The organism is Kordia jejudonensis (assembly GCF_001005315.1).
GTDB classification, from domain to species: domain Bacteria; phylum Bacteroidota; class Bacteroidia; order Flavobacteriales; family Flavobacteriaceae; genus Kordia; species Kordia jejudonensis.
Map to the genome: position 1 here is coordinate 1 of NZ_LBMG01000067.1, position 26,359 is coordinate 26,359.

Genomic DNA, 26,359 nt, shown 5'->3' on the forward strand with positions numbered 1-26,359 from the left:
TTCTTGATTTGTTGTTCAATTTATTCTCGCGCAACCACGGATTGTGGATTTTTAAGATTTTGTAGTTGATATTAAATTTTTTAGCAAAACTTGCAAAATTTGTAACGACCGTATCTACTTCTACTTCGTAGGTTGGAATGTGTTTGTACAAATCTTTTTTATCAAAATTGAAACCGTATTTTTTTGCGTTGGTAAAAATTTCTTTTAACGCTACCACTCTAAAGATATAACGCCCAGTTTCTTGACCCAACAATAAATCGTAGTATGAATCTACTTGCTGATCTTCCATGCGACGTCCGATTCCTGCATTTCCAGCATTGTACGCAGCCGCAGCCGCTGTCCAATTGCCAAATTTATTTTTTGCTTCTAATAAATATTTACACGCCACACGTGTTGCTTTTTCCAAATGGTAACGCTCATCAACATTTGAGTTGATTTCCAAGCCATTTTCTCTTCCTGTAGTTTTCATAATCTGCCAAAAACCTCGTGCGCCTGCTGGAGATGTTACATTTTGCAAACCACTTTCAATAACTGCTAAGTATTTAAAATCGTTTGGAACTCCATATTCTTTTAAAATTGGTTCTATGATTGGAAAATATTTATTTGCACGCTTGAATAGTAATAAACCATTTGATTGCCAGTACGTATTTACTAACAATTCACGATCCATACGTTCTTTGATATCTGGTAAGTGCAAAGGCATGGCTTCGCCTGCAAAATCTAAGGATTCTGGAACTTCCAACGCATATACATTGTAATCATTTTCACCATTCACTACAGGTTTTGAAGCTGGCGTGTCCACATTTACTGCTGTTTCCGCTGTCATAACGTTATCTTGCTGAACAGCATTCATTAATAGTATTCCGAGGAAAATTAATCCTAAAAAGGCAAATCCATTTTTAATTTTACGCATGTGTTATTTTTTTTAAATATTTTCTTAATCGACTTTAAGTTAAGTATTTTTTGGCGAATTGTAAAAATGATTGGGTAGCATTTACAAAAATAGGGAACTCATTTAGAATGAGGAAACTATTCTTTTATCAATCTTGGTAAATTTTCGTTAAACCATTTGTATTTATTGATAATCATAATGTGCGTGCCACCTTTTACTTCAATGAAGTTGGAAAGATATTGCTTAGGAAATACGCCGTCTTTTTCTCCGTGAATGTGAATGGTATTTGGCAAAGCTTCAACTTGTCTCCAATTGACAATTTGTGCTATGGACCAATCGAGATAGTATTTATCACGAATTGATAAGTATTCTTCGTATAAATCTAAACGTTTCTTTATGAAATCGTTAAAGGCATATTTTCGAAATACATCAAGCATACTAACGAAGCTTGTCGGCACAAGTTTATAAATTTTAGTCTTTTTGGCAAGTCGCATTCGCTTTGGCAGTTCGTGCATTGTTTTTACACTCGAAATCACAAAAAGCTTACGAACATTGATGTGGCGTGCCATTTCTTGCACTAAAATTCCACCAAAAGAAACACCTATTAGAATAATATCTTTATGCACTATTTTTTGTGTCATACGCAATGCATAGGCTTCTAAGGTTTCATCCTTTTCTGGAACAAACCATTCTAAAAAATACATATCATATGTATCTTCAGGCAGTTGAATATGTCTGAAGATAGAAGGATTTGCAGCCATTCCTGGCATGAAATAAACGGGTATTTTAGTAGGTTTCATACAGATAGTCACACTAAAAACTCGGAAATCTACTCTAAATTTTGTATCTTTGCAACTTAACCCAATATTTTTTCTTCTAAAATACCATTTAAAGATTAATTTAAATTAAACTGCTATGGATAATGAGATTGTTATCAATGATAACGAGTTTTTAAGACAATTCGAACACAAGACTGATAATGGAATGGCTAAGATTGAGTATTCTCTTCAAGAGCGTAAAATATTTCTAACAAAATTAATTGTTCCAGAAGGATTAGACGACGTAGATTTCAAGAATGCTTTTATCAAAACCGTTTTAGATAGTATTCAGGATCGAAATTTAAGAGTTGTGCCGACTAGCCCAAAGATTGCTAGTTTTTTACGAAAAAATAAACAATACAAAGATTTACTGCCTGTTGGCGTTCGAATCTAATTTGAATTGAAAAACATAAAAAAAGGGAACTGCATAGGTTCCCTTTTTTTATTGTACGTACTACATTATTTTTTTAATATTGTCAACACTTCTTCAGCTCGCTGCTCTACTATTGAAAGTAATGCTTTGAGTTTTTTAGGAGCATTGTGTATGTAACGAATTTCTATTTTTTTTCCTTGATAGGTCAAATATGTATTTTGAATGTCCATGATCAGTTCGTCATCATATTTGCTTTGAAAACTACTGAAATTAGCTTCTTCAAATTCTTTGAATAACGATTTTGATTTGCTTGAATCTAATTTTACCATATGTTTCCCTTGAATTTTCGCGTTGAATTTCCCCGTATAATATACAGTTCCATCTTCGTACATAACCATGGTAAATTCTTCGCAAGTTCCTTTACAGGGCGATTTATACAACGTAATTGATTCGCCTTTTGGCACACTAGCCGTATGAGTTTGATTGTCTTCTGGCTTGGTAATTAAACCAATATCTGTAGTTTCCTTTGTAGGTATTTTTTCTTCTTTCATAAATATTTTATCATCGTCATTCATCATTTGTATTCTGTTTGTAACAGCTTCGTATTTTTTAAATTTAATTTGAACTTTAGCTGCTGATAAGGTTGCACGGCTTTTGTCCAATTTTATTTTTGAAACTTTGCGCAATGCTCTTGTAACTGCCATTGAAAAATCTGAATCACAACACATTTCTGTACATGCCAAATCACCTAATTGTATGTTTCCATTACTGGAAAGTGTATAGGTTCCAAAACAGTTATTTTTGTCTAATTTGAGTGTGAATTCGGTTTCACTTTTTATCGTTAAAATGACATCATTTGTTACAGGAATTTTCGTGTCCTTTTCTGTCAATTCACTCACAATCCATGAACTTCCAATAAATTCTTTGGTTGAAGCATCACAACTTATTAACGTTAAGATTAATATGGAAAGTAATGTTGTTCTCATACGTTTTTATTTAAAGTTAAATATAGGTATCTATTTGTAATTATAGGATGATAATTACATGAAACGTGCCAATCTTTCGATTATACTTTAGATAAGTTCGGTAAAAACCTTGAATTTTAGCTGGAAATTACGGTTTCATTCACAAAATCAAAACGAACCATTCCATCATCGTCAATTTTAGTTAATGAAACTTCATGAAGCGTATTGACCAATTCTGGATTCCAAGGCGCTTTCACTTTTACGTAGTTTTCAGTAAATCCATGAATGTAACCTTCCTTGTTTTCGCCTTCAAACAAAACAGTTTTTGTTTTTCCTAGTTGACTTTCGTAGAATGCTCTCCGTTTTTTTACAGATAATCCGCGTAACATTTTACTACGCTTTTTTCGAACGTTTTGCGGCACAACGCCTTCCATTTCAGCTGCAACCGTGTTTTCACGTTCCGAATAGGTAAATACGTGCAAATATGAGATGTTGAGTGCTGTTAGGAAATTATAGGTTTCTAAGAATAATTCGTCTGTTTCGCCTGGAAATCCAACAATTACATCCACACCAATACACGCATCTGGCATGACTTCTTTAATGTTTGTTACACGATCTACATACAATTCACGCATGTAACGACGGCGCATTAAACGCAATAAAGTATTGCTTCCACTTTGTAATGGAATGTGGAAATGCGGAACGAATGTATTGCTTTTTGATACGAAATCAATCGTTTCGTTTTTTAGTAGATTTGGCTCAATAGAAGAGATTCGCAAACGCTCTATTCCTTCCACTTTATCTAATTCTTGAACCAATTCTAAGAATGTATGTTCGTGTTTTTTGTTTCCAAATTCGCCTTTTCCGTAATCGCCAATATTGACACCTGTTAAGACAATTTCCTTAATATCTTGAGCTGAAATTTCTTTAGCATTTTTCAATACATTTTGAAGTGTATCACTTCGTGAAATTCCTCTTGCTAAAGGAATTGTGCAATATGTACATTTGTAATCGCAACCATCTTGTACTTTTAAAAATGCGCGTGTACGATCGCCAACAGCATAACTTCCCACATAAAAATCAGCTTCTTCTATTTCGCACGAATGCACTTCTCCGAAATCGTTTTTAGAAAGATCATTGATGTAATCTGTAATTTTGAATTTTTCCGTGGCACCAAGCACCAAATCTACTCCATCAACTGCTGCTAATTCTTCAGGTTTTAGTTGTGCATAACAGCCAACTGCCGCTACAAACGCATCAGGATTTACTTTTTGTGCTTGTTTTACAATAGATTTAAAGCGTTTATCCGCGTTTTCCGTAACACTACATGTATTAATAACATACATATCAGCGTGTTCGGAGAAATCTACCTTTTCAAAACCTTCCTCTTGAAAGTTTCGAGCAATTGTAGACGTTTCTGAAAAATTCAGTTTGCAACCTAGCGTGTAAAAAGCGACTTTTTTTCTATCGTTCATTCCTGTACTTTTCTACCAAAACGGTAGCGATTTATCTTTTTTATTATGTACTTTTAAGGCTTTTATGTAGCATAAAGTAATTTAGACATAATGTTATTATTTAACTATAATTATGTCGAATCGAGCGCAGTCGAAATTCTTTAGTATTAGAAATAATTAGAGCGTTCTCGACTGCGCTCGAACTGACAAAAGCATTATAAAAGCCTGCAAATTTACAATTAATTCAGCATATGATAAAATTAACAATACAACATTTTAAATTGGTAATCAGTTCTATATCAATCCTTTGTTTATTGTTGATTTCTTTTTCGTGTCAACAAAACAAAACGAACGACAGAGATCATTTGGTTTTTCGTTATAATGAACATGCAAATATTACCTCGCTAGATCCTGCTTTTGCGAAAGATCAACGGAATATTTGGGCCGTACATCAACTATTTAATGGTTTGGTGGAAATGGACAATAATTTAAATGTAATTCCTTCCATTGCAAAGTCTTGGACAATTTCAGAAGACGCACAAACGTATACATTTACTTTACGAGATGATGTGCAATTTCACAAGCATGAATTATTTGGAAAAGATAGTACTCGAACCGTAAATGCGTTTGATTTTGAATATAGTTTTAATCGAATTTTAGATGACAAAGTCGCTTCAAGCGGACGCTGGATTTTTAAAAGTGTTGAAAACTTTAAAGCTATAGATAATAAAACGTTTTCCATCAACCTAAAACAACCATTTCCTGCTTTTTTGAGTTTGTTAACGATGAAATATTGCTCGGTTGTTCCCAAAGAAATTGTGGAACATTATGGTAATGATTTTAGAGCAAATCCAATAGGAACTGGTCCTTTTCAGTTCAAGATTTGGGAAGAAAATACAAAACTTGTATTGCGCCGAAATCCAACTTATTTTGAAAAAGATACTACTGGAAACAACTTGCCCTATTTGGAAGCGGTTGCTATTACTTTTTTACCTGATAAACAGAGTGAATTTTTACAGTTTGCCCAAGGAAATATCGATTTTTTGAATTCGCTTGATCCATCGTATCAAGATGAGTTACTGAATGCTGCTGGAACTTTGCGAGAACGCTATACATCTACGGTACATATGATTTCTGGACCGTATTTGAACACGGAATATTTAGGAATTTTTATTGGCGACAGTACCAATGTTTCAAGTCATCATTTGTTGCGCAAAGCGATGAATTATAGTTTTGATCGTAAAAAGATGATTACGTATTTACGAAGCGGAATTGGAACGCCAGCGATTCATGGTTTTATCCCGAAAGGTTTGCCTGGTTTTGCCAACATTAAAGGTTTTGATTATGACCCAGAATTAGCACAAGACTTGGTCAATCAGTATATAACGGAAACAGGAAATACGTCGCCAGAAGTTGCAATTACTACAAATGGTCAGTATTTAAATTTCTGCGAATACATTCAACGTGAGTTGGAAAAAATTGGGATGAAAGCTAGTGTAAATGTAATTCCAGCTTCTACCTTACGGGAATTACGTTCGAAAGGAGAATTGTCAATTTTTAGAGCGAGTTGGATTGCCGATTATCCTGATGCGGAGAATTATTTATCGTTATTTTACAGTAAAAATTTCACACCAAACGGACCAAATTATACACATTTTATCCATCCACAGTTTGACGCATGGTATGAAATTGCATTGCGTGAAACGGATGCCAAAAAACGTGCAGAATTGTATACAAAAATGGATTCTTTGCTGATTTCGGAAGCGCCATTGGTTCCTTTGTATTACGATCAAGTTGTTCGGTTTACACAAAAAAATGTAGAAGGTTTAGGCATTAACGCCTTGAATTTATTAGAGTTGAAACGTGTAAAAAAGAGTAAATAAGTTTAGTTAGGATCATACAATTTAACACCTTTTTTTGTCAAATAATAACAACCTATTCCGCAAATGATATTGTATGGTATTGATAATAAGATGATGAACCATCCGATTTCCATTCCCCACGAAAATCCTTTTTGTATCATAACTGACACCCAATTTTCAGGAAAAAATCCTGCTTGCATGTCATGAAAATTCCATAACATTCCACCAAAAGGAGAACTTACAATAATAGTTAATAGGCAAATTGCAATTGTTAACCATATTCGCTTGACTGTAGTTGCTTTTCGAAAGCTCTTTGTGAGTAATGTTGCAAAAATTCCATAGAAAAAACAAGGAATGACTATGTATTGAAGTGGAAATGCAAAATGATATAAAAACATACGATATAGTGTTCCAAATACACGATGATTAGGAACGATCAACCACAATGCATAATACAACGCCGATGCAAGTACGAAGCTTGAAATCCAAAAGAAAAGGAATCTGCTTTTTACGAATTTAGGGATTTGAGTTAGTGTCATAAATGTTATATCGTTTACAGTTGAGAAACGTCATCTAATGTACTAGAATTAAGTTAAAACGAGAAGTTTTACAACTAATTTCACAGCAAATAGGTATGCTCAAAACTACTTCAAGAAAATTGAATAGTTCACGTATTTGTAACATTTTCAATGATTTCCATACGTATATAGTATACTTCATTTAAAAGAAAAGGATTATGGGATCAGGAGCTGGATTTTACGTACATGGTGATTTAGAACGGACGAAGCAAAGACGTAGCAAACGAACAGCTTTTGACAAAAATTTGCGCTATTATAAAAACGAAGGAGTTAAAAATATATTTCCAAAAGTATCAGAAATAAAGTTAAAAACTATTCGTGAAAAAATTAAAAAACAACAACGCAAAGAACGAAATCAATTGATTTTAGCCTTTGTGTTAGCAGTTCCAGTTTCGATATTTTTAGTGAAGTTTTTCTTTGATTTTGTTCAATTTTTAAATTCATAAGTTATGCCAGTAATTGTAAAATCTGCTTCAACGGTTGCGTTTAATAATAGTAAACGTAGACTCGCTCATAGACAAGAGCAACGAAAATTATATCTTAAAAATGATACTGAAAAAGCTGAATATGAAACAGCTTCCGAAGGTTTGTTGAAAGATATTAGAGATAAAATTCAGGCAGAAGAAAAAAGAAAAAGACAACGATCCATAAAATTTGGAATCGTTTTCGGATTATTGATAGTAGCTCTTTTTTGCTATTTCATGCTTATCAAGTCATTTGATTCAGATATTATGTCTATTTCAATTTTTGATTAATATCTCAATAAAATTTTGTATACTATAATTAATTAAAATGTACCCATTATGTCAGGATTCATGTCATTAGGAAATACTATTATTAGAAATAATAGACGTAAACGCATTGATAAACTCGAACGCGTGGAACGTTATATTGGTACAGAATCGTCTACGGCTGAATACAATGAAGCTTCAGATTATATGCTGCGTAAAATTAGAAAACAGCTACTAGAAGAACAAAAACAATCGCGTCGTAAAACAATTCTTGTTTTCGTCATTGTTGGCATCGTATTATTTTCAATCATGGGTTATTTTCTTTTTATCCATGAATTCGCAAATGAAGTGCCATTAATTTTTCAATTTTAGAAAGATATAAAATCGAATTATATATAAAAAAGCCGTTACTTTCCATAGTAACGGCTTTTCATTTATGTTCTCGTTACGATTAAAAACGCCAATTATCGTCTTCTTTTTTCTTGGTTAAATCACCCAAATCTTTCTTTCCAATTAAGAAATCTTCCGTAGGTTTTTCGTTTTCTTCAGATTTTCCAATATCAGATATTTTTGGTTTTAAGCGTTGCTGTTCTTCAAATTTCTTATGCCAATTTCGCTTTAATAACTGGTAGAATCCCCAACATGCAAAGATTCCAATTGGAATGGTCAATAATCCCAATACCGATTCTGGTGTATCTTCTAAAAATTCTGGGAAAAATAATCCTAAAATTATTCCTAATAGTACGCCTCCAACAATAATTCCTGCATAATACGAAACAACTCCTAAAATAGCATATAACCACGCAAGTTGTTGTTCATATTTTTTGGCCAATTCGTAAAATTGTCGTCCTACTACAATTAAAATAATAATTGCTATCATAATCGTTTTGGTATTTATCTGTTATCTATTTTTAATCTTTACGCCATTTTTTTGTTTCCTCAAAAACATGTGTTAGAATTGCTTCATCTTGTGCTGTAAATGCTACCTTACGTCGTGACATTACCACTTTAGCAACTTCAAAAGCTTTTTTGGTAAGATAGGTTGTAAATCCGCTTGCGCCGCCCCAACTGTAACTTGGCACAAAGTTTCTTGGGAATCCTGAACCAAAAATGTTTGCATTGACACCAACAACAGTTCCAGTGTTAAACATGGTATTGATTCCGCATTTACTATGATCGCCCATCATGAGTCCACAAAATTGCAAACCAGTTTTCGCAAAGTTCTCCGTTTCATAACTCCATAAACGCACAGGAGCATAATTGTTTTTTAGATTCGAATTGTTACTATCGGCACCAATATTACACCATTCGCCTAAGACTGAATTTCCTAAGAATCCGTCGTGTCCTTTGTTTGAATAGCCCATTAATACAGAGTTGTTTACTTCGCCTCCAACTTTACAATAAGGACCAAGTGTCGTTGCTCCATATATTTTTGTTGCTAATTTTAATACTGAATGTTCGCACATTGCCAAGCCGCCACGAACGACGCTTCCTTCCATAATTTCCGCATGTCTACCAATGTAAATTGGTCCTGAACTTGCGTTTAACGTACAAAAATTCAGTTTTGCACCTTCTTCAATAAATATATTTTCGGGAGAAATCACGTTTACCGTTGCAGGAATTGGTTGTGAAGTTCTGTCTTTTGTAATTACATCAAAATCTGCTTGAATTGCCGCTGCATTTTTTGAAAAGATATCCCACGTGTTTTCTATACGCAAACAATCTTCTTCATAGGAAATAACCTCATAGGTATCAAAATCGACCTCATCTTGTTCGTCTGTCGCATGAAACGCAATAATTTCATCGCCTGCAAAAATGGCTTGTTTTTCAGACAAACTTTGAATCAATGCTGTCAGTTCTGCATTTGGCAAAAAAGAGGCATTGATCATTACATTTTCTTCCAATTCTACCATTGGATATTTTTCAGAAAGGTATTCTTCTGTAATTGTGGTCGTTGTACTTCCTAAGTACGCTTCCCACTTTTCTCTAATGGTTAAGATTCCAACTCGAATATCGGCAACAGGTCGCGTATATGTGAAAGGTAATAGTGCATTTCTAACGGTTCCATCAAACAGAATATAGTTCATGAGTGTCTTGAATTTTTGTAAATGTAAAAAAAGCTACGGTTTTGCTATAAATTTGGGAAGTATTTTTCAAAAAAAAAATGTCTTACAGTTACCTGAAAGACATTTTTTAAAATTGTGATCGAGATTCTTATTTCTTGAATTTCGAGTATTTGTTCTTGAACTTATCAATACGTCCTGCTGTATCTACTAACTTAGACTTACCAGTGTAATATGGATGTGAAGTTCTTGAAATTTCTAATTTGTATAAAGGATACTCAGTACCATCTACTTCGATAGTTTCTTTAGTATCTACAGTAGACTTCGTAAGAAATACATCATTGTTAGACATATCTTTAAAAGCTACTACTCTGTAATTTTCTGGATGTATACCTTGTTGCATCTTGTAATTTTTATTGTGACTTTCTCAATTTTCGAGGTGCAAATTTAATTATTATTTCGGAATGTGCAACATTTAAATAGAAATATTTTGATATTTTCTAAGCTTGAATTTCTATATTTGTGTCTTGCATAAAAAAACTCATACATGTTTTCAAAAACATCCCATTTTGGAATTGCCGCAGGTTTATTAAATATTTTTTTCTTTCTCCTACAATATAATCAGAACATTCATATTGAAGCCAATAACATATATGTTGTTATCATGTTTATTGTAACTATTGTGCTTATGATACTTGCCATTGTAAATGTAAGTAAAAAATCAGAAGAGTTTAGCATTCGCGAAGGTTTAAAAACGGGTATTGGTGTAATTTTATTAGGAGGAATTATTTTTTGGGTGTATCAAATGATTCATGCCTATTTTATAGAAACCGATTTGATAGATAAATTAGCGTTAGCAATGGTTGATGATTTAAAGCTGAATGAACAGTTTTCACCCGAACAAGTAACTCAGAAAATCACCGAATATAAATCAAGATTCAAATTTAATTTATTTTCTAGTGCCGTACTTAAAAGCCTATTTACAGGATTTTTTGTTTCTTTGATAACTTCATTGGTCATTAAAGCATTTTACAAACGATAAGAATACTGTATGAATATATCTGTAGTTATACCACTACTTAACGAAGAAGAGTCTTTACAAGAATTATATGATTGGATTGCGAAAGTGATGCACGCCAACAATTATTCTTATGAAGTCATTTTTATTGATGATGGAAGCACAGATACATCATGGGAAATTATTCAAAAGTTATCTGAAAAGCATTCGGAAGTAAAAGGCATTCATTTTTTACAAAATTATGGGAAATCACAAGCCTTGCATGCTGGTTTTAAGAAAGCACTTGGCGAAGTTGTGATTACCATGGATGCTGATTTGCAAGATAGTCCTGATGAAATTCCTGAATTGTACAATTTGATTACCGAAAAAGGATTTGATTTGGTTTCAGGCTGGAAAAAGAAACGCTATGATTCTGTCATTGCAAAAAATATTCCTTCAAAATTATTTAACTGGGCAGCTAGAAGAACTTCAGGTTTAAAGCTCCACGATTTTAATTGCGGTTTAAAGGCGTATAAAAATAGTGTCATTAAGAATGTTGATGTGTTTGGAGAAATGCACAGATACATTCCTGTATTGGCTAAAAATGCTGGTTTTTCTAATATTGGAGAAAAAGTTGTGCTGCATCAAGCACGAAAGTATGGCAAAACGAAATTTGGGTATGATCGTTTTATCAATGGTTTTTTAGATTTAATTACCATTTGGTTTTTATCAAAATTCGGAAAACGTCCTATGCATTTATTTGGCGCACTTGGTGTGTTAATGTTTATGATCGGATTTTCGGCAGCTGGTTATATAGGAATTACGAAATTGTATAAACTTGCCAACGATTTGCCTGCAATTTTAGTCACGAATAATCCTTGGTTCTATATTTCATTGACTACCATGGTTATAGGAACTCAGTTTTTTTTAGCAGGGTTTTTAGGAGAAATTATCTTGCGAAGTAAACGTGATAAAGAACGTTATAAAATTAGTGAAACTACTAACTTTAACGCTTAAGTGTCACATTTCCTTTAATTACTTTTCCGTTTTCTAAAGTAAGTTTATACCAGTAATCGCCAGATGGTAACGGATTTCCTCTGTATGTTCCGTCCCATTCTCTATCATCTGCTTTTATGTAATCAAGATTTTTACCATATCTATCATACAATTCTATAATTGCATTCGGATAAAATTCTTTGCGAAGTAATGTCCATGTATCATTGATATTGTCGCCATTTGGCGTGAAGAATTTAGGTAATCCACCAACTAATACGGTTTCGCCTACGGAATCACAGTTTTCACGTTTTACTACAATATCATACACTCCTGGAAAAAGATTGTTGAATTCGTTCGAATCAGAAAATGTTTGTCCTCCATTTATTGAATACAAAATTGTCTCCGTAGGTTGTGTTAATATAATTTTGATTGAATTTTGATCTTGAAAATCGGATACCAAAATCTCTTCAATTTCAATTGGTGGTTCTTCTATCACAACAAAAGATACTTCGCGTTCACAACCAGCAGCATTAGAAATTGTTAGCATGTAGGTACCAACTTCTGAAACCGTAATGGTTGGTGTCGTTTCGTTGGTAGACCAAGTGTAATTTGAAAAACTTTCGTCTAATGCCAATGTTACTTCTGATCCTGGACCACCACATAAAGTCACTTGCTGATCTTCTACTTGTGGTTGCGCAATGACATTGATGGAAATACTTCCGATAAATCCGCAATTAGTACCGTAATCAACTCTAAAAAATAACTCATTGTTTGTCAAGTTGACTTGTGCATTATCCGATAATTGATTTTGTTGTAATAACGCACCTGATTCTGTGGCAAAAACACTAATAGTTCCGCCTGGAAAATCGTTTCCTAAGGTATTTTCTATCTGCGAAATCGCAATTCCATTAGCATTGGTTTCACACACATCAAGCGTAGTGTAAGTTCCCAAACTTGTTCCTGGATTTGCAGTAAGCCGTACCTGTGTAATTGCAAAACATTCTGATTGACTAAACACACGCGCATATAATATTTGATCGCTTTGCGTGTTGAAATATGTTAAATTGTTTATCGCATTTTGATTGTTCTGTGCATCATTCAAAGTAGGGTAAAAAATTACCTGTGCATTGCTAATTCCGCTGTCCGCTTGTATTAAGCTTTGCGCATCACCCAAATTGAATATTGAAAGTCCATCTGTTGGATTGTCGTCCACATCACATTGAAATAAGGTAAATGAAGCTGCAATATTTGGCACTTCGTTGATCTGAATAACTTCAATGAAGGTTCTATTGGGTTCACTGGCAAACGCTACATCTGCCGTTACTATATACAATCCGGCACTTGTAAATAAATGCGAAGGCGACATTTGTGTTGACGTATTATTTGCACCTGAAGCTACATCTCCAAAATCCCAATCGATTGAAAGAATATCTGGATTTGGCGCTACTGTAAATGTTGTTTGTTGTCCCAAACACAAGTTTTGAATGGTGGCGATACTTTCAAAATATGTTTGCACATATGACGGCAAGCCAAAACGTGCAAAATTGGTTCCCAAATCTACACTTGCCAACTCAAAACTACAGGCAAATCCTGATAAATTTGGCGTATTGATTGTTGATAATGTGGAACCTGGCAACGAATGGTAAACACGTTTGTCAAACCCAATTTGCAAGCTTCCGCCTAACGATGGTGTAACTTGACTTTGCGGATAATTGTGTACAATATATCTTGTATTTGCTACATTTGGAGCATTTACATCATATTGTTGCAATTGAATATTTGAAACTGAATTATCAGCACTAAACACCTTTGCGGAAGCGTATAATTTTGAAGAGTTTGAAGAAAACTCAACTCCGTAATACACTAAATTATCTCCTAAAAAATCTGAATTCTGAACAATTCCAGTTTCATCATTAAAATCATATAAATACAAATATCCTTCTTGATCTGGAAAGAAATATGCGTGCGCGATTGCTAGTTTTTTACCATCTGGAGATATTTTCATATTTCCTCTAAAATTTCGGTAATTATTTACATTAAAAGATGTTGCAGATACTACAGGAACTGTATTTACACCAGCTGCAGTTATTTTAAACGCATAAAAAGAATCTAGATAATGTGTTACAACCCAATAATTGCCATCATTACTCAAAGTTGCACTTACTTTTTCGGACGTATTTGGCATTAAATTGACGTTTTTATCCGTTACGGCACCCAATCCGCCATCAAGTGAAATGTCAACCACCGAATAATTAAATCCGTTACTTGTGTTTGTTGTAGGATCGTACGCATCTACCACATCTGTTGTAAAAATGTAATAAATATTATCATTTGCAGGATTCGGCACCACAATAGAAGATTGTGTACTCGAAAAACTACCGTTTAAGTCTGTTCCGTTAGACATAATTTGGTGCAAACTATTCCACACAGTAACACCGTCGGTGTAGAAAAGCATCGCACCATTTTCATCTGAAATCGTAGAGCAACCTTCCAGCGTATTTACCTGACTTGTATTTAATTGTGTTGGAATTCCACTATTAAAATCTAGTCCAGCATTTACACCGAAAAACCAATTAGCGGCTTCTCGTTGCGCGTTGATTGAAGAACAGAAAAAAAGCAGTATGCAAAAGAGTTTTAGAGTTTTTTCTTTCATATAATTCATAGCAATATATAAAGTTATCTAAAATATCCTTGCCAGCAAAATAGAAACCAAAATGAATTCATTATTTTTGTTCTTTAAAACACCTATTAATGACAAAGATTGACGCTAAAATTTTAGAAAAAGCAACAAGTTGGTTAGGTCCAAACTTTGATTCAGATACAACTACAAAAGTACAACAGCTGATAGATTCTGATCCGAATGAACTTACGGAAAGTTTTTACAAAGATTTAGCTTTTGGAACTGGTGGAATGCGTGGTGTAATGGGTCCTGGAACCAATAGAATCAACAAATATACGTTAGGAAAAAACACGCAAGGATTGAGCAATTATCTCAAAAAAATATATCCTAATACGGCTTTAAAAGTTGCCATTGCTTACGATTGTAGACATAATAGTAAGGAACTAGCAACTATCTGCGCCAATGTATTTTCTGCGAACGATATTGAAGTATTTTTATTTTCAGATTTGCGTCCGACACCAGAATTATCATTTGCTGTTAAATATTTAGATTGTCATTGCGGAATTGTATTAACAGCTTCTCACAATCCGCCAGAATATAACGGTTATAAAGTATATTGGACAGATGGCGGACAAATTGTGCCACCAGAAGACGAAGAAATTATAGATGAAATTAATCAGTTAGATTTTTCTCAAATTAAGTTTGACGCAAAACCTGAATTGATCAAATTAATTGATGCGGAAGTTGATGCAGCTTTTGTGAAAGCAAGTGTTGAAAATGCTGATTTTAAAGCGCCAAACAAAGAAAATTTACACATTGTATTTACATCATTACACGGAACTTCTATTACAATGATTCCGCCTGTATTGCGTGAAGCAGGATACAATAATATTTATATCGTTGCCGAACAAGCAACACCTGATGGAGATTTCCCAACGGTAGTTTCTCCAAATCCTGAAGAACCCGAAGCTTTAAAAATGGCTTTAGAATTGGCTTCAAAAGTAAATGCTGATATTGTTATTGGAACAGATCCTGACAGCGATCGTTTGGGAATAGCTGTACGCGATTTGGAAGGCGATATGATTTTACTAAACGGAAATCAAACGATGGTCGTCATGACAGATTTCTTGTTGCAACAATGGAAAAACGCTGGAAAAATCAACGGAAAACAATTTATCGGTTCTACCATTGTATCAACACCAATGATGAGTGATTTGGCAAATGCATACGATGTTGAATGCAAAATTGGTTTGACAGGTTTTAAATGGATTGCCAAAATGATCAAAGATTTTCCTGAGCTAGAATTTATTGGCGGCGGCGAAGAAAGTTTCGGATTTATGACAGGCGATTTTGTACGTGATAAAGATGCCGTTACCGCAGCATTATTAGCCTGTGAAATTGCAACGCAAGCTAAAGCAAATGGAAGTTCATTTTATGAAACATTAATTGACATGTATGTTTCACATGGCTTCTACAAGGAAAAATTAATTTCGATGGTTAAAAAAGGTATTGATGGCGCAGCAGAAATTAAGCAAATGATGATCGATTTACGCCAAAATCCATTAAAAAGCATTGACGGTTCAAAAGTAGTTCGTATTGAAGATTACCAAACTTCAACGGCAACTGACATGACAACGACTGACACAACGCCTATATTAGTGCCAAAATCGAACGTATTGATATATTATACAGAAGATGGTACTAAAATTGCAGCGCGTCCTAGCGGTACAGAACCGAAAATAAAATTCTACTTTAGCATACATCTGCCTTTAGCAAACAAAGCCGATTTTGAAAACGTAGAAAAACAACTCGATGCAAAAATTGATCGCATCGTTCAAGAAATGAAACTCAACTAATGGATTATTTTAAAAAAATTGCACGTTTTGTAAGACCTTATAAAAAATATGCAATACTAAATATCTTTTTCAATATTTTATATGCGCTATTCTCAGGATTGGCATTTATGATTTTAATGCCTTTACTTAATTTGCTATTTAGTAAAGACGCTGTACGACCTTCAGAACCGCCAACATACGAAGGTTTTACAAAGTTCGCAGATTATTTTCAAAACTATATCAATTACCATATTTCCGAAATTGCTGGAACAGATGCTTCAAAAGCATTGACAATTGTGATTGCTTTGGTACTTTCTGTTTTCTTGCTAAAAAATCTTTTCAACTATTTTGCTATGTATTTTATTACTTTTTTGCGAAATGGAGTATTGACAGATTTGCGGAACGAATTGTACGAAAAAACCATAGAATTGCCACTTTCCTTTTACTCTGAAAAAAGAAAAGGTGATATGATGGCTCGAATTGGAACGGATGTACTTGAAATTCAACATTCGTTTTTATCAATATTGGAACTTATTGTGAGAGAACCTCTTACGATAATTTTTACGATCCTTTTCATGCTTACCATTAGTGTTAAGTTAACCATCTTTGTCTTTATATTTATTCCGATTTCTGGATATATAATTTCTCTGATTGGTAAATCGTTGAAGAAAAAATCCGATCGTGTTCAGAAAGAACAAGGAACATTTTTATCACTTTTAGAAGAAACACTCGGAGGACTCAAAGTAGTCAAAGGATTTGTTGCTGAACCACATTTCAATCAAAAGTTTCAAGAATCTACAGCACGTTTTTTAAAATATTCTAATAAACTCCTAAATAGATTGAATTTAGCAAAACCTACGAGCGAATTTTTAGGAATTTTAGTTATTGGTGTATTGCTTTGGTATGGCGGACATATGGTGTTGGTAGAAAAATTAGCCGATGGCGTTACACCAGCGTTAGATGGAGAAAAGTTTATCACATTTATGGGATTGGCTTACAACATTTTAACTCCAGCAAAAGCAATTAGTAGAGCTAGTTATGGTGTAAAGAAAGGAAATGCTGCTGCCGAACGTGTGTTGGAAATTTTAGAAACGAAAAGTCCGATTGCAGATGCACCAAACGCCAAAAACAAAGAAGGTTTCAATTCTGACGTCATATTAAACAATATCACATTTAAGTATGACGAAGCTGCGGTTCTCAAAAACTTCTCACTAAAAGTTCCCAAAGGGAAAACTGTTGCGTTGGTTGGTCAATCTGGAAGTGGAAAAAGTACGATTGCAAATCTTGTTACACGTTTTTATGATGTAACTGAAGGAAGTATTGAAATTGATGGCGAAAATATTAAAACGCTGACCAAAGCTTCACTACGTGGATTAATGGGACTCGTTACACAAGATTCTATTCTCTTTAATGATACCATTCGTAACAATGTAAAACTTGGAAAACAAGATGCGACTGATGAAGAAGTGATTGACGCCTTAAAAATTGCCAATGCGTGGGAATTTGTCAAAGATTTACCTGAGTTATTAGATCATAATGTGGGAGATTCTGGTGGAAAACTATCTGGTGGACAAAAACAACGTTTGAGTATTGCCAGAGCCGTTTTAAAAAATCCGCCAATCATGATTTTGGATGAAGCTACGTCTGCCCTAGACACCGAGAGTGAACGTTTGGTGCAAGTTGCGCTGGAAAACATGATGAAAAACAGAACCTCTATTGTAATTGCGCACAGATTGTCTACCATTCAAAATGCAGATGTCATTGTCGTGATGCAAAAAGGAGAAATTGTAGAGCAAGGAACGCACGAAGAACTCATTCGAAACAATAGTATCTATTCTAAATTGGTGGAAATGCAAACGATTTAAAGGAATTGAATTCGAATTCAAATTTGAAACCCAAAAAGTGTTGCAATGTTTTTTCGATCGCAGTCGAGAAACCGTTAGTATATAGCTGATAATTCCTCAAATCGTTAACTTTTTTAAATGTAGATTAAACCTTCGTTTCTTTACGGAGTCAAAGAACAAAACACAAACACCATTGAACGTCTTAGAAACAACGCTAATAGATGATCTAAAGAATCCGAAAACGCAACAAAAAGCGTTTCGAGTGCTTGTGTCTACGTACAAGGAACGTTTGTATTGGCACATCCGTAGAATGGTGACGCATCATGAAGACGCTGACGATGTACTTCAAAATACGTTTATAAAAGTATTCCGAAGTATTGATAAATTTAAAGGCGATAGCAAACTCTATTCATGGATGTACCGAATTGCCACAAATGAAGCAATTACCTTTATCAATCAGCGTGCAAAAAAAGCTGGAATTTCTTCGGAAGAATTGCAGAATCATTTGGTCAACAATTTACAAGCCGATGTATATTTTGAAGGCGATGAAATTCAGTTGCAACTCCAAAAAGCGATTGCTACCTTGCCACAAAAACAACAACTTGTGTTTACAATGAAGTATTTTGATGATGTAAAGTATAGTGACATGAGTGAAATTTTAGACACGTCAGTTGGTGCGTTAAAAGCATCGTATCATCATGCAGTAAAGAAGATTGAACAATTTTTAACAACATAATATTAAACCTTTTACAAGAATTAGAGTCAAACTATCGTGAAAAATAACGAATTACATAACAAAAAAATAACTGAAGGATTTTCTACTCCGAAAGACTACTTTGAATCGTTTGAAGAACGTTTTTTTGGAACGTTTGAAGCAGAAAGCATGTTTCCAAAGGAAGAAGGTTTCAAAACACCTGATGCATATTTTGACGGTTTAGAAAATACGTTAGCTGACAAATTGTTTGCAGTTGAGCAAAAAGAAACAAAAGTGATTTCTATGCCAAATAGAAAGCACTATTTGAAATATATAAGTTATGCTGCGGCAGCTTGTATTGTTGTATTGATTACTATTAATTTCTTTAAACCGACAGATACAGTAAACGGTTCTATTTTTGATAACGTTGCCAATAGTGAAATTAATACGTTTATTGAAAACGATTTAATTGCGTTGAACAATTATGAATTGATGACTGCTTTTGAAGAAGAAAATATAGATGTATCTTCTATTTTTGAAGTAGAATTAAACGAAACAGAAACGATAGATTATTTGGAAAACAATGCGGATCCATATGATTTATTAGTTGAATAAAACATATATTTAAAGATGAAATTACAAACCACTATTTTATTTTTATTTTTTGGGATCTTTTTAGGAATTGCCCAAAAAGGACAGAATAAAGAAAAAATTAAAAAGTTAAAGATTGCCTACTTTACAGAGAATCTTGATTTTACGGAGAAAGAAGCACAGCTATTTTGGCCCGTTTACAATACATTTGATGACAAAAACTTTGAATTGCGCGAGCGTTTAAATACTATTAAAAAAGAGCTCAAATACATGGACGACATGTCTGATGCAGAAGCTTCAAAAGTGTTAGACCGTATTCAAGTTATTGAAAAACAAGTGTATGAAAACAAAGTCAACCTTACCAAGAAACTAAGAGCGTTTCTTCCCGCAAGGAAAATTATATTATTAAAGAAAGCAGAACGCGATTTTAATAGAAAACTTATGAAAGAGTTTCGAAAACGTCGTCGTGAATAATATATCAATGTCCTAAAAAGCCTAGAGTAGTTTCTATTCTTATGCATTGATAAAGAAAAGAGCATTTTTTAACGAAAATGCTCTTTTTGATTTTAAACCTATGCGAGCGCTGACAGTCTAATATATGTAATACAGTAAGTGATGAGTTTTCATTACAAATAATTTTTGGTGATTGGTAAAAGGAGCGTGCTACAGAACGCTCCTTTTTTTATAAATACTTAGTCGTAGGTATTTTTACTTTTGGAGAATAATCGTACTTTTCTGAAAATAAAACAAACGAATGTCACGACTAAGAAATTTCAATCCTTATATCTATTTCAAACAGAAAAACAGTAAAAACGGTGTTTGGCTTGTATTTGTGATTCTTAGTGTTGGAATGTCCGTGTTTAGAGGATTGTTTTCATTAAAAGGCTGGATTCAAACGCCACAGTTTACAGACAATAAGATAACCACATCTTGGTTTTTAGATGCCGTACAAAACGCTCCTGAACAACTCGCCTATTTTTGGTCATTCTTTATTATAGATTACTTTTGGTCGTTTTTATGTCTCTTTTTACTAAGCAGTTATATTTATTCCAAAGCTACATTGCATCATAAAAAAGCGCGTTGGTTTTACTGGGTTTTTCTCATCATTGCTTGTATAACCTACATTCTAGACTGTACTGAAAATACATTGTACCTCAGTACCAAAAGATATCCTGAAACGATTGCAAAATGGAAAGTTGCATGCTATTCTTTAGCGTTCTTATATACAATTATAGTTGCTATGTACTTTTCACTAAAACCTAGATTGGCAATTATTAGAGATTTTATACTTTCATCATGGATTAGTTTATTGTTTTTGGTAATTATTGGATTCACGCTACCAAAAGCTCCGCAAATGAATTCTATAATTGTTGATTTGTACTATCATCCTTGGATGTTCGTTATACTGCTTTTAGGAATTTACACGTCATTATATAGTGTAATGTTATCACACTATCCAACCTATTTTCTCCACTCAAGATTCAACAAACGCATGGGAAAGAAAAAGTGGCGAATCACCAGTGCGCTTGGTTTTTTTGGAATTATTTGGCATAGTAGCGATAGTAAAAAAGAGAAGATTACTAAAACGGATAATTTTAAACATGAAAGTGCTTTAGGCTTTCTCAGAAAAACGTTAGGAGTTTTCTTTTACATGGCACTTTTTTACATGATTGCCTATACTACGGATACAAATTTTAAAAATGACTTTAGCATCAGTAGTTTTTCTATCTTCATTTTACTATTTTTTCTATGGTGGTTGTATCGTTTAAATGAAAAGAAAAACGAATGGTATACGTATTGGAAAGGCACTATAAAACCTATTAATTATGACGATCCTAAAGATAAAAATGCACCAAGTTTGCATGTAGAAATCATCACGTACCTTGTTTCTCTTGTTATTACGATACTATTACATGTTGTATTGTTGATTATTTTAATTTCTTTTCCTAAAGTATATTCTTATGAAGCCGTTGTACTGAGTCTTGTATGTATTGGGTTTAAAACTTTTACATACATGTACTACCGAACGTTTCGTTCCGTATTTAAATATGCCTTTTTTAATGAAAAGATTGACGCGATTATTTGCAGTTTTATCATTACACGTGACACAAGCGACTCACGAACAAAAGCAGAAAAAGAAAGCGATATAAAAGCTACATTTAAAGCAAATGAAGATGCAGGGAAAAGTCCAATTTTTAGATTTATCGCAAAAAGATTTTTCGTAGGAATATTAAGTAATAATGTGTTTTTCTTAAAAATTAAAGCGTATTTAGGATTTGCTAACATCCTGTTTTTAATTGTCATCAATATTTGGTCATCTTGGGCTTTAAAAATTAATACAATACTTATTTTACTTTCCTATTTTTATTTCTTTTATGGTGCGATCGTAATTATGCTAAAACACTTTATCTTTTACAAATTTGAGGCAGATACTGCTGTAGAAAAAGAAAAAAAGTTGCTAAAAGAAGAAAAAACAACAGACGATTTTCAACGTAAAGCAGCGTTAAAAAAGGAAATTCCTGAAGCTTCTAAAAACGTTAAGAAGAAAGAACGTAAACATCGACAGTTTTTATTTGCGATACATATTGCTGTGTTGTTTTTGATTGTATTTCACTATTTAGCACGATTTAATGAAGATAGTCGAAGTAAATTATTTGAATTAGCTGAATTGGAAACTACACAATCGGATTCGGTTGTCAATTTTAAATCTTATATTTCAAACTTGCCTGAAAAACGCTATTATATTGGCTGTTATGGTGGTGGAATGAAAGCAAATGCATGGACAATGACTGTGCTAAGCGAATTGGATAAAAACGATAGTTTGTATGATAAAACGGTTTGTATTTCTGGTGCATCTGGTGGTGCTATTGGACTGATTAATTATTCGGTCATTAAGCATGAAATTGAAGATCGTACAATACAACATAAAGCCATCCGAAATATTGGCACAGAAAATATTTTATCGATGGATATTACACATTTGTTCGGTAGAGATTTGATTAATCATGCTTTTGTGCCCAAATTAGATACACGAGGAAAAGATCGTTCATCCAAAGCCATGCGTATTTATGCGGAATATTCAATGCCAAAATATTATACAGATCCAGCTAATTTTGAATTTGATGAACAACGTTTCAAATCATTATCGTTTCGAAAATACTGGTATGAAATGTATACAAAACGCAAACAAGGTTTTCCAATTTTAATAAGTAATACTACTGATATTAAAGGGCGACAAGGAATGGCAGTTTCTGTAAAAATAGACAATCCTATCATACGTGACATTGTGTATACAGGTGCAAGTGATATTTTAGATATTAATGGAAAAACACTTAGTTTTTACAATGCTGCTTCTACAACAAACAGATTTCCGCTAATCAGTCCAGCAGCGACTATTAAAGGAAAAGGACAGTATAATGATGGTGGAATTTATGAAAATTCAGGTTTGTTATCAGCTTTTAAATTATACGAAGCCATTGATGAGGTTGACAAAACTGCCAAAACGAAAAAGTCTGTATTTATAAATATTGTTAATGATAAAACTGCTTATATAAAATCGCAATTGGATTCAATAATGATGTATTGTAAAGGAAAAAAGCTCAATACTTCCAACGAAATTTCGGCTATATTCAACTCAGTTGCCGCCACCGAAATGTTTCCTGGTTATATAAAAGATAAATTGAAATTGTTGGATACGTTACAGAAAGATAAACTTACGTTTGAAAGCATTTATTTACCACATCGTTTTGATTTTGATGATGTCCGCGCTATCTACACACAAGATTTAAAAGAACTCAAATGTGTTGATGATATATATAAAATTATTGAAAATAATAATGAAGAAATTGAATACATATTATCCAAATGTGAAGACGATACCGATGCTATTATTGAACCCGAAATGAGTCGTGTAATGGCAATTCCTGCATTTAAATTTATGCAGTTAATGTTGAAACATAGTAGCATTAAACAGAAAATAGAAAAATTGCAATAAAGTTTAGTTAAAGATCAAACGCGCAATGCTATTTTTCCCAGCCGCATACGCGGTAGAATCGTTTACAAAACGTATGGTGTAAAAGCCTTTATCCGATATATGTGTCCACATATTTCCTGCATCTTTTGAGTAATCAATGCCTTTAAAACCAATGGCAACGAGTTCTTTTGCGTTACTATTTGGAACGTATTGTACACAACTTCTGTAACCTGGACCACTATTTTGTGCCACAAGTTCCCACGTTTTCCCGCCATCTGAAGTTCTGATTTTATTCGCGCTATTAGCATCCGCTTTGGTATAATCGCCACCAATAGCAAAACCGTTTTTAGCATCGTAAAAAGCTAACGAATAGATGCCTGTAGTTTCTAATCCTTGAATAATTGGTGTTTCATATGATTCCCAAGTTTGTCCTTTATCTGCTGAATATAGTATTCTACTTGTTTTTCCGCCTGTTGCTACCCAAGTTTCATCGCCTTTTGTTACAATATTTGTATTACTTGCGGCAAAAGCAGCTTCTCCAACATTGGCTTTTGGTAAGTTTTCGCACGCTATTTTCTGCCAAGTAGTTCCGCCATCGCGCGTGACAATCATGCTCATACAATCGTCCGTTGGATCACCAATGGCAATTCCTTCTTGATCGTTCCAAAAAGTCATTGCATCGTAAAAAACTTTTTCATGTTCTTCTTTGTAGACTAATGAAACCGTTCCGTCCGCAGTAATTTTATACAATAATGCTGGATTTACAATCGAAATTCCAAAGGTGTTTCCATTCGCGTAAGCGGTAGCTCTAAAACTCACATTTAAAGAATCTGGCACCTTTCCTTTTAGTAAAGAAGTATGTGTGTCTTTTTCAGGATTGTAATATCCAATCGTTGTTTTGTTTCCTCCGTAAATTAAATCGTTTTTAGGTGTTACCGCAATCGCTCTAATACTAATTGAATCATCAAAAATTGGTGTTATCTCAACAGAACTGAACGTCTTTTTAGCGGATTTGTTAGTTTCCGCTTGTTGTTTCCCACAGGAAAAACAAAGAATTGATAAAAATGCTAAAATGATGAAACGCATGGTGGTTTATGTTTTTTTAGGATTGAATATGGAAGCTCCGATAGCTTTGAAAGAAATTATATTGAGTGGAAATTCCATAAATACATGTAATAAGCTAAGGAATAAAAGCAATGTGAGACCAATTCTATAATCATAGAAATATAGTGCTACAGAAACGATCCATAATCCGATAATGAAAAGTGAACGTTTTTGCGTTAGTTTTTTATGCCAGCCTATGACAGTTGTTTTTGAAAACCAATTTAAGTAATGATAGGTATAGGCAAATGCTATAAATATTTGAATTTTTACGTCTATAATGTTTGATAACGAAAAGGAAGTTCCGTCTGAAAAGCCTAGCAATTTAGAAATATTGACATTGAGCCAATGAAAACTATTTTGTCTGTAAATGTCCAGTGTTGTTTCTCCAATGGAAAATCCGTAAAGCGAGAAGTCTATAAAGGCAATTAGGAATGGAATTGCAAAGAGTAAAGCTACATTGAAGTATCCTATTTTAGAGTTCGATTTTAAGTTTCCATACCACATGAATACTAGCGTGAATAGATACACATGAATAACCGTTGGCAGTAATACGCCAAATATGACATGATATAACGGATAAAAGTGTAGCAAAACGGCTAAAACAACACCTAACGCAATTGTAACGTATTGATGTAGTTTCTTTTTAAAACCGACAAAAGCTATAGCACAAGCTATGGCAATGAAAAAACATGAGTTTAGATACGTTGGTAAATAGTATATTATTTGATGTATGATTGAGTTTTCTTGAAACGCATCAAAAATTGGTAATCGTAAGAGTAACGGAATTGATATTAGTAATGAAAAGGTAATGGTAAGCCAAATCCAAAATTTATTATTAGACACAAAATATTGCTTGTCACGAATCCAATTGATTTCTGTGAAGTAATGCAATGGTCCTAAAACGGCATATGCGAAGAGAAATAGCTCAAAAGGCAACCAATATGCACAGATGAGCGAGACGACAATTAATCCAGTATTTAGAAGATCAACATTTTGTGATTTCATAGTGTTTAAAAATAAAAAAAGCTCCGTAAACTACGAAGCTTTTTTGTTTTATTTTGAAAGTATAAGTATTTAAATACTAAATAATTTACTCTATAATCATTTTCTTAGTATCAACTTTCTTACCACCAACATATAATGTGTAGTAATACATACCAGAAGATAATGTTCTTGTGTTAATGTTTAATTCTTGATCTCCTTTTTGATCTAAATCTACTTTTGAAATAATCTGTCCAGCAGTATTTACAAATACAATAGAAGCTTCTCCTTGCATTGACTGTGGTACGAAATAACGAATTGCAGAAGTATCATTAAACGGATTTGGAATGTTTTGGTATAAAATAGCTGCATCTCTTGAAGCATCTCCTCCACCAGGCAATCCTAAAGTACCGCTACAAGCACAAGCTTCTATAGCTTCTACTCTAGTGATCAAATCATCAATTTGTGCTTGTTGTGCTGTATTTTCTGCTTCTAATGCTCCTAATATTGGAGATAAATCAACATTTACAGAAGTTCCTCCTTCAATAGCAACTGTTAATGTATTTCCTGATAATGTTGCAGAAGTTAAGTTCTGATCATCAGTTCCTGTCCCATCTGCTATTGCAGCTAAATCGACACCTGTTCCACCAGAAATATTTAATGTAGTTCCAGCTAAAGATAAATTTTGACTATCTGTATTGTCTAAGTATGGAGATAAGTCAACTGTTCCAGCGCTTCCTGTGATACTTAAAATATCAGAAGCAACAGAGATTGCTTGTGAATCTGTTCCAGTACCATCTTGGATTACTGATAAATCAACTCCAGTTCCACCAGAGATATTTAATGTTGTTCCTGATAATGATAAATCTTGCTCATCAGTGTTGTCTAAATATCCTGATAAGTCTACTGTTGTAGCACCACCAGAAATGCTTAATACATTCGCAGCGATTGCTAAATCTTGATTATCTGTATTGTCTAAGTAAGGAGA

Annotated in this window: 25 protein-coding genes; 13 read left to right on the forward strand and 12 right to left on the reverse strand. The window is 33.6% G+C overall.

The window, feature by feature from the left end:
• Together AA089_RS21310 and AA089_RS21315 are read right to left on the reverse strand one after the other, a co-directional pair.
• Positions 1-913, reverse strand: a 913-nt coding sequence (locus AA089_RS21310) for a lytic transglycosylase domain-containing protein (protein WP_046759043.1), incomplete at its 3' end; no start/stop codon positions are given.
• Between the two features lie 116 nt (positions 914-1,029).
• Entirely contained in the window at positions 1,030-1,692 is a 663-nt protein-coding gene (locus AA089_RS21315) for an alpha/beta fold hydrolase (RefSeq protein WP_046759066.1), read from the reverse strand.
• Between the two features lie 115 nt (positions 1,693-1,807).
• On the opposite strand from AA089_RS21315, the gene AA089_RS21320 reads away from it, so the two are divergent.
• Complete coding sequence (locus tag AA089_RS21320; RefSeq protein ID WP_046759044.1) at positions 1,808-2,104, forward strand: GNAT family N-acetyltransferase; 297 nt, start codon at positions 1,808-1,810, stop codon at positions 2,102-2,104.
• 65 nt (positions 2,105-2,169) lie between these two features.
• Here AA089_RS21320 and AA089_RS21325 read toward each other — a convergent pair whose 3' ends face one another.
• Together AA089_RS21325 and mtaB are read right to left on the reverse strand one after the other, a co-directional pair.
• Positions 2,170-3,069, reverse strand: coding sequence for a DUF6438 domain-containing protein (locus AA089_RS21325; protein WP_046759045.1), 900 nt, complete (start codon positions 3,067-3,069; stop codon positions 2,170-2,172).
• A 116-nt stretch (positions 3,070-3,185) separates the two neighbouring features.
• Positions 3,186-4,523, reverse strand: a complete 1,338-nt coding sequence (gene mtaB, locus AA089_RS21330; RefSeq protein WP_046759046.1) for a tRNA (N(6)-L-threonylcarbamoyladenosine(37)-C(2))-methylthiotransferase MtaB — start codon at positions 4,521-4,523, stop codon at positions 3,186-3,188.
• Positions 4,524-4,753: 230 nt separating this feature from the next.
• On the opposite strand from mtaB, the gene AA089_RS21335 reads away from it, so the two are divergent.
• The gene (locus AA089_RS21335; protein ID WP_046759047.1) at positions 4,754-6,385 is read left to right on the forward strand and encodes an ABC transporter substrate-binding protein; all 1,632 of its coding nucleotides are present in this window, start codon (positions 4,754-4,756) and stop codon (positions 6,383-6,385) included.
• 2 nt (positions 6,386-6,387) lie between these two features.
• On the opposite strand, the gene AA089_RS21340 is transcribed toward AA089_RS21335, so the two are convergent.
• On the reverse strand, positions 6,388-6,903 hold the full coding sequence (locus tag AA089_RS21340) for a hypothetical protein (RefSeq protein WP_046759048.1): 516 nt from the start codon (positions 6,901-6,903) through the stop codon (positions 6,388-6,390).
• Positions 6,904-7,100: 197 nt separating this feature from the next.
• Between AA089_RS21340 and AA089_RS21345 the strand changes: the two genes are divergently transcribed.
• From AA089_RS21345 to AA089_RS21355, 3 genes are read left to right on the forward strand one after another with little or no spacing between them, the layout of a single operon-like run.
• Positions 7,101-7,388 (forward strand): hypothetical protein, encoded by a 288-nt coding sequence (locus AA089_RS21345; RefSeq protein WP_046759049.1) that lies wholly within the window; start codon positions 7,101-7,103, stop codon positions 7,386-7,388.
• 3 nt (positions 7,389-7,391) lie between these two features.
• Positions 7,392-7,697 carry a hypothetical protein gene (locus AA089_RS21350; protein ID WP_046759050.1) on the forward strand — a complete coding sequence of 102 codons (306 nt, stop codon included), beginning with the start codon at positions 7,392-7,394 and terminating at the stop codon, positions 7,695-7,697.
• Positions 7,698-7,745: 48 nt separating this feature from the next.
• Positions 7,746-8,045, forward strand: coding sequence for a hypothetical protein (locus AA089_RS21355; protein WP_046759051.1), 300 nt, complete (start codon positions 7,746-7,748; stop codon positions 8,043-8,045).
• A gap of 79 nt (positions 8,046-8,124) precedes the next feature.
• Here the strand turns inward: AA089_RS21355 and AA089_RS21360 are convergent, their stop codons facing one another.
• The 3 genes from AA089_RS21360 to AA089_RS21370 all read right to left on the reverse strand — a co-directional run bounded on the left by AA089_RS21360 (position 8,125) and on the right by AA089_RS21370 (position 10,139).
• Positions 8,125-8,553, reverse strand: coding sequence for a hypothetical protein (locus AA089_RS21360; protein ID WP_046759052.1), 429 nt, complete (start codon positions 8,551-8,553; stop codon positions 8,125-8,127).
• Between the two features lie 31 nt (positions 8,554-8,584).
• Positions 8,585-9,760 carry a GlmU family protein gene (locus AA089_RS21365; protein WP_046759053.1) on the reverse strand — a complete coding sequence of 392 codons (1,176 nt, stop codon included), beginning with the start codon at positions 9,758-9,760 and terminating at the stop codon, positions 8,585-8,587.
• Between the two features lie 127 nt (positions 9,761-9,887).
• The gene (locus AA089_RS21370) at positions 9,888-10,139 is read right to left on the reverse strand and encodes a type B 50S ribosomal protein L31 (protein ID WP_046759054.1); all 252 of its coding nucleotides are present in this window, start codon (positions 10,137-10,139) and stop codon (positions 9,888-9,890) included.
• A gap of 144 nt (positions 10,140-10,283) precedes the next feature.
• Between AA089_RS21370 and AA089_RS21375 the strand changes: the two genes are divergently transcribed.
• Both AA089_RS21375 and AA089_RS21380 read left to right on the forward strand, forming a co-directional pair.
• The gene (locus AA089_RS21375; protein WP_046759055.1) at positions 10,284-10,778 is read left to right on the forward strand and encodes a DUF4199 domain-containing protein; all 495 of its coding nucleotides are present in this window, start codon (positions 10,284-10,286) and stop codon (positions 10,776-10,778) included.
• 9 nt (positions 10,779-10,787) lie between these two features.
• Entirely contained in the window at positions 10,788-11,750 is a 963-nt protein-coding gene (locus tag AA089_RS21380; protein WP_046759056.1) for a glycosyltransferase family 2 protein, read from the forward strand.
• On the opposite strand, the gene AA089_RS21385 is transcribed toward AA089_RS21380, so the two are convergent.
• Complete coding sequence (locus AA089_RS21385) at positions 11,740-14,382, reverse strand: T9SS type B sorting domain-containing protein (protein ID WP_162200470.1); 2,643 nt, start codon at positions 14,380-14,382, stop codon at positions 11,740-11,742. The two genes, AA089_RS21380 and AA089_RS21385, sit on opposite strands and share 11 nt — an antisense overlap.
• A gap of 98 nt (positions 14,383-14,480) precedes the next feature.
• Here AA089_RS21385 and AA089_RS21390 point away from each other — a divergent pair, with 98 nt between their 5' ends.
• The 6 genes from AA089_RS21390 (at position 14,481) to AA089_RS21415 (ending at position 23,307) form a co-directional block, all read left to right on the forward strand.
• Positions 14,481-16,205, forward strand: a complete 1,725-nt coding sequence (locus AA089_RS21390; RefSeq protein ID WP_046759058.1) for a phospho-sugar mutase — start codon at positions 14,481-14,483, stop codon at positions 16,203-16,205.
• The gene (locus AA089_RS21395; protein ID WP_046759059.1) at positions 16,205-18,049 is read left to right on the forward strand and encodes an ABC transporter ATP-binding protein; all 1,845 of its coding nucleotides are present in this window, start codon (positions 16,205-16,207) and stop codon (positions 18,047-18,049) included. Before AA089_RS21390 ends, AA089_RS21395 begins: the two co-directional genes overlap by 1 nt.
• A gap of 172 nt (positions 18,050-18,221) precedes the next feature.
• Positions 18,222-18,764 carry an RNA polymerase sigma factor gene (locus tag AA089_RS21400; protein WP_046759060.1) on the forward strand — a complete coding sequence of 181 codons (543 nt, stop codon included), beginning with the start codon at positions 18,222-18,224 and terminating at the stop codon, positions 18,762-18,764.
• A gap of 36 nt (positions 18,765-18,800) precedes the next feature.
• Positions 18,801-19,337: a hypothetical protein gene (locus AA089_RS21405; protein WP_046759061.1), complete on the forward strand. Its 537-nt coding sequence runs from the start codon at positions 18,801-18,803 to the stop codon at positions 19,335-19,337.
• Positions 19,338-19,352: 15 nt separating this feature from the next.
• Positions 19,353-19,787, forward strand: coding sequence for a hypothetical protein (locus AA089_RS21410; RefSeq protein WP_053002621.1), 435 nt, complete (start codon positions 19,353-19,355; stop codon positions 19,785-19,787).
• Between the two features lie 280 nt (positions 19,788-20,067).
• Positions 20,068-23,307: a hypothetical protein gene (locus tag AA089_RS21415; protein WP_046759062.1), complete on the forward strand. Its 3,240-nt coding sequence runs from the start codon at positions 20,068-20,070 to the stop codon at positions 23,305-23,307.
• A gap of 3 nt (positions 23,308-23,310) precedes the next feature.
• Here the strand turns inward: AA089_RS21415 and AA089_RS21420 are convergent, their stop codons facing one another.
• The 3 genes from AA089_RS21420 to AA089_RS21430 all read right to left on the reverse strand — a co-directional run.
• Complete coding sequence (locus AA089_RS21420) at positions 23,311-24,372, reverse strand: WD40/YVTN/BNR-like repeat-containing protein (RefSeq protein WP_046759063.1); 1,062 nt, start codon at positions 24,370-24,372, stop codon at positions 23,311-23,313.
• Positions 24,373-24,378: 6 nt separating this feature from the next.
• Positions 24,379-25,395 (reverse strand): hypothetical protein, encoded by a 1,017-nt coding sequence (locus tag AA089_RS21425; RefSeq protein WP_046759064.1) that lies wholly within the window; start codon positions 25,393-25,395, stop codon positions 24,379-24,381.
• An 85-nt stretch (positions 25,396-25,480) separates the two neighbouring features.
• The coding region (locus tag AA089_RS21430; protein WP_046759065.1) for a T9SS type A sorting domain-containing protein at positions 25,481-26,359 on the reverse strand (879 nt) is incomplete at its 5' end.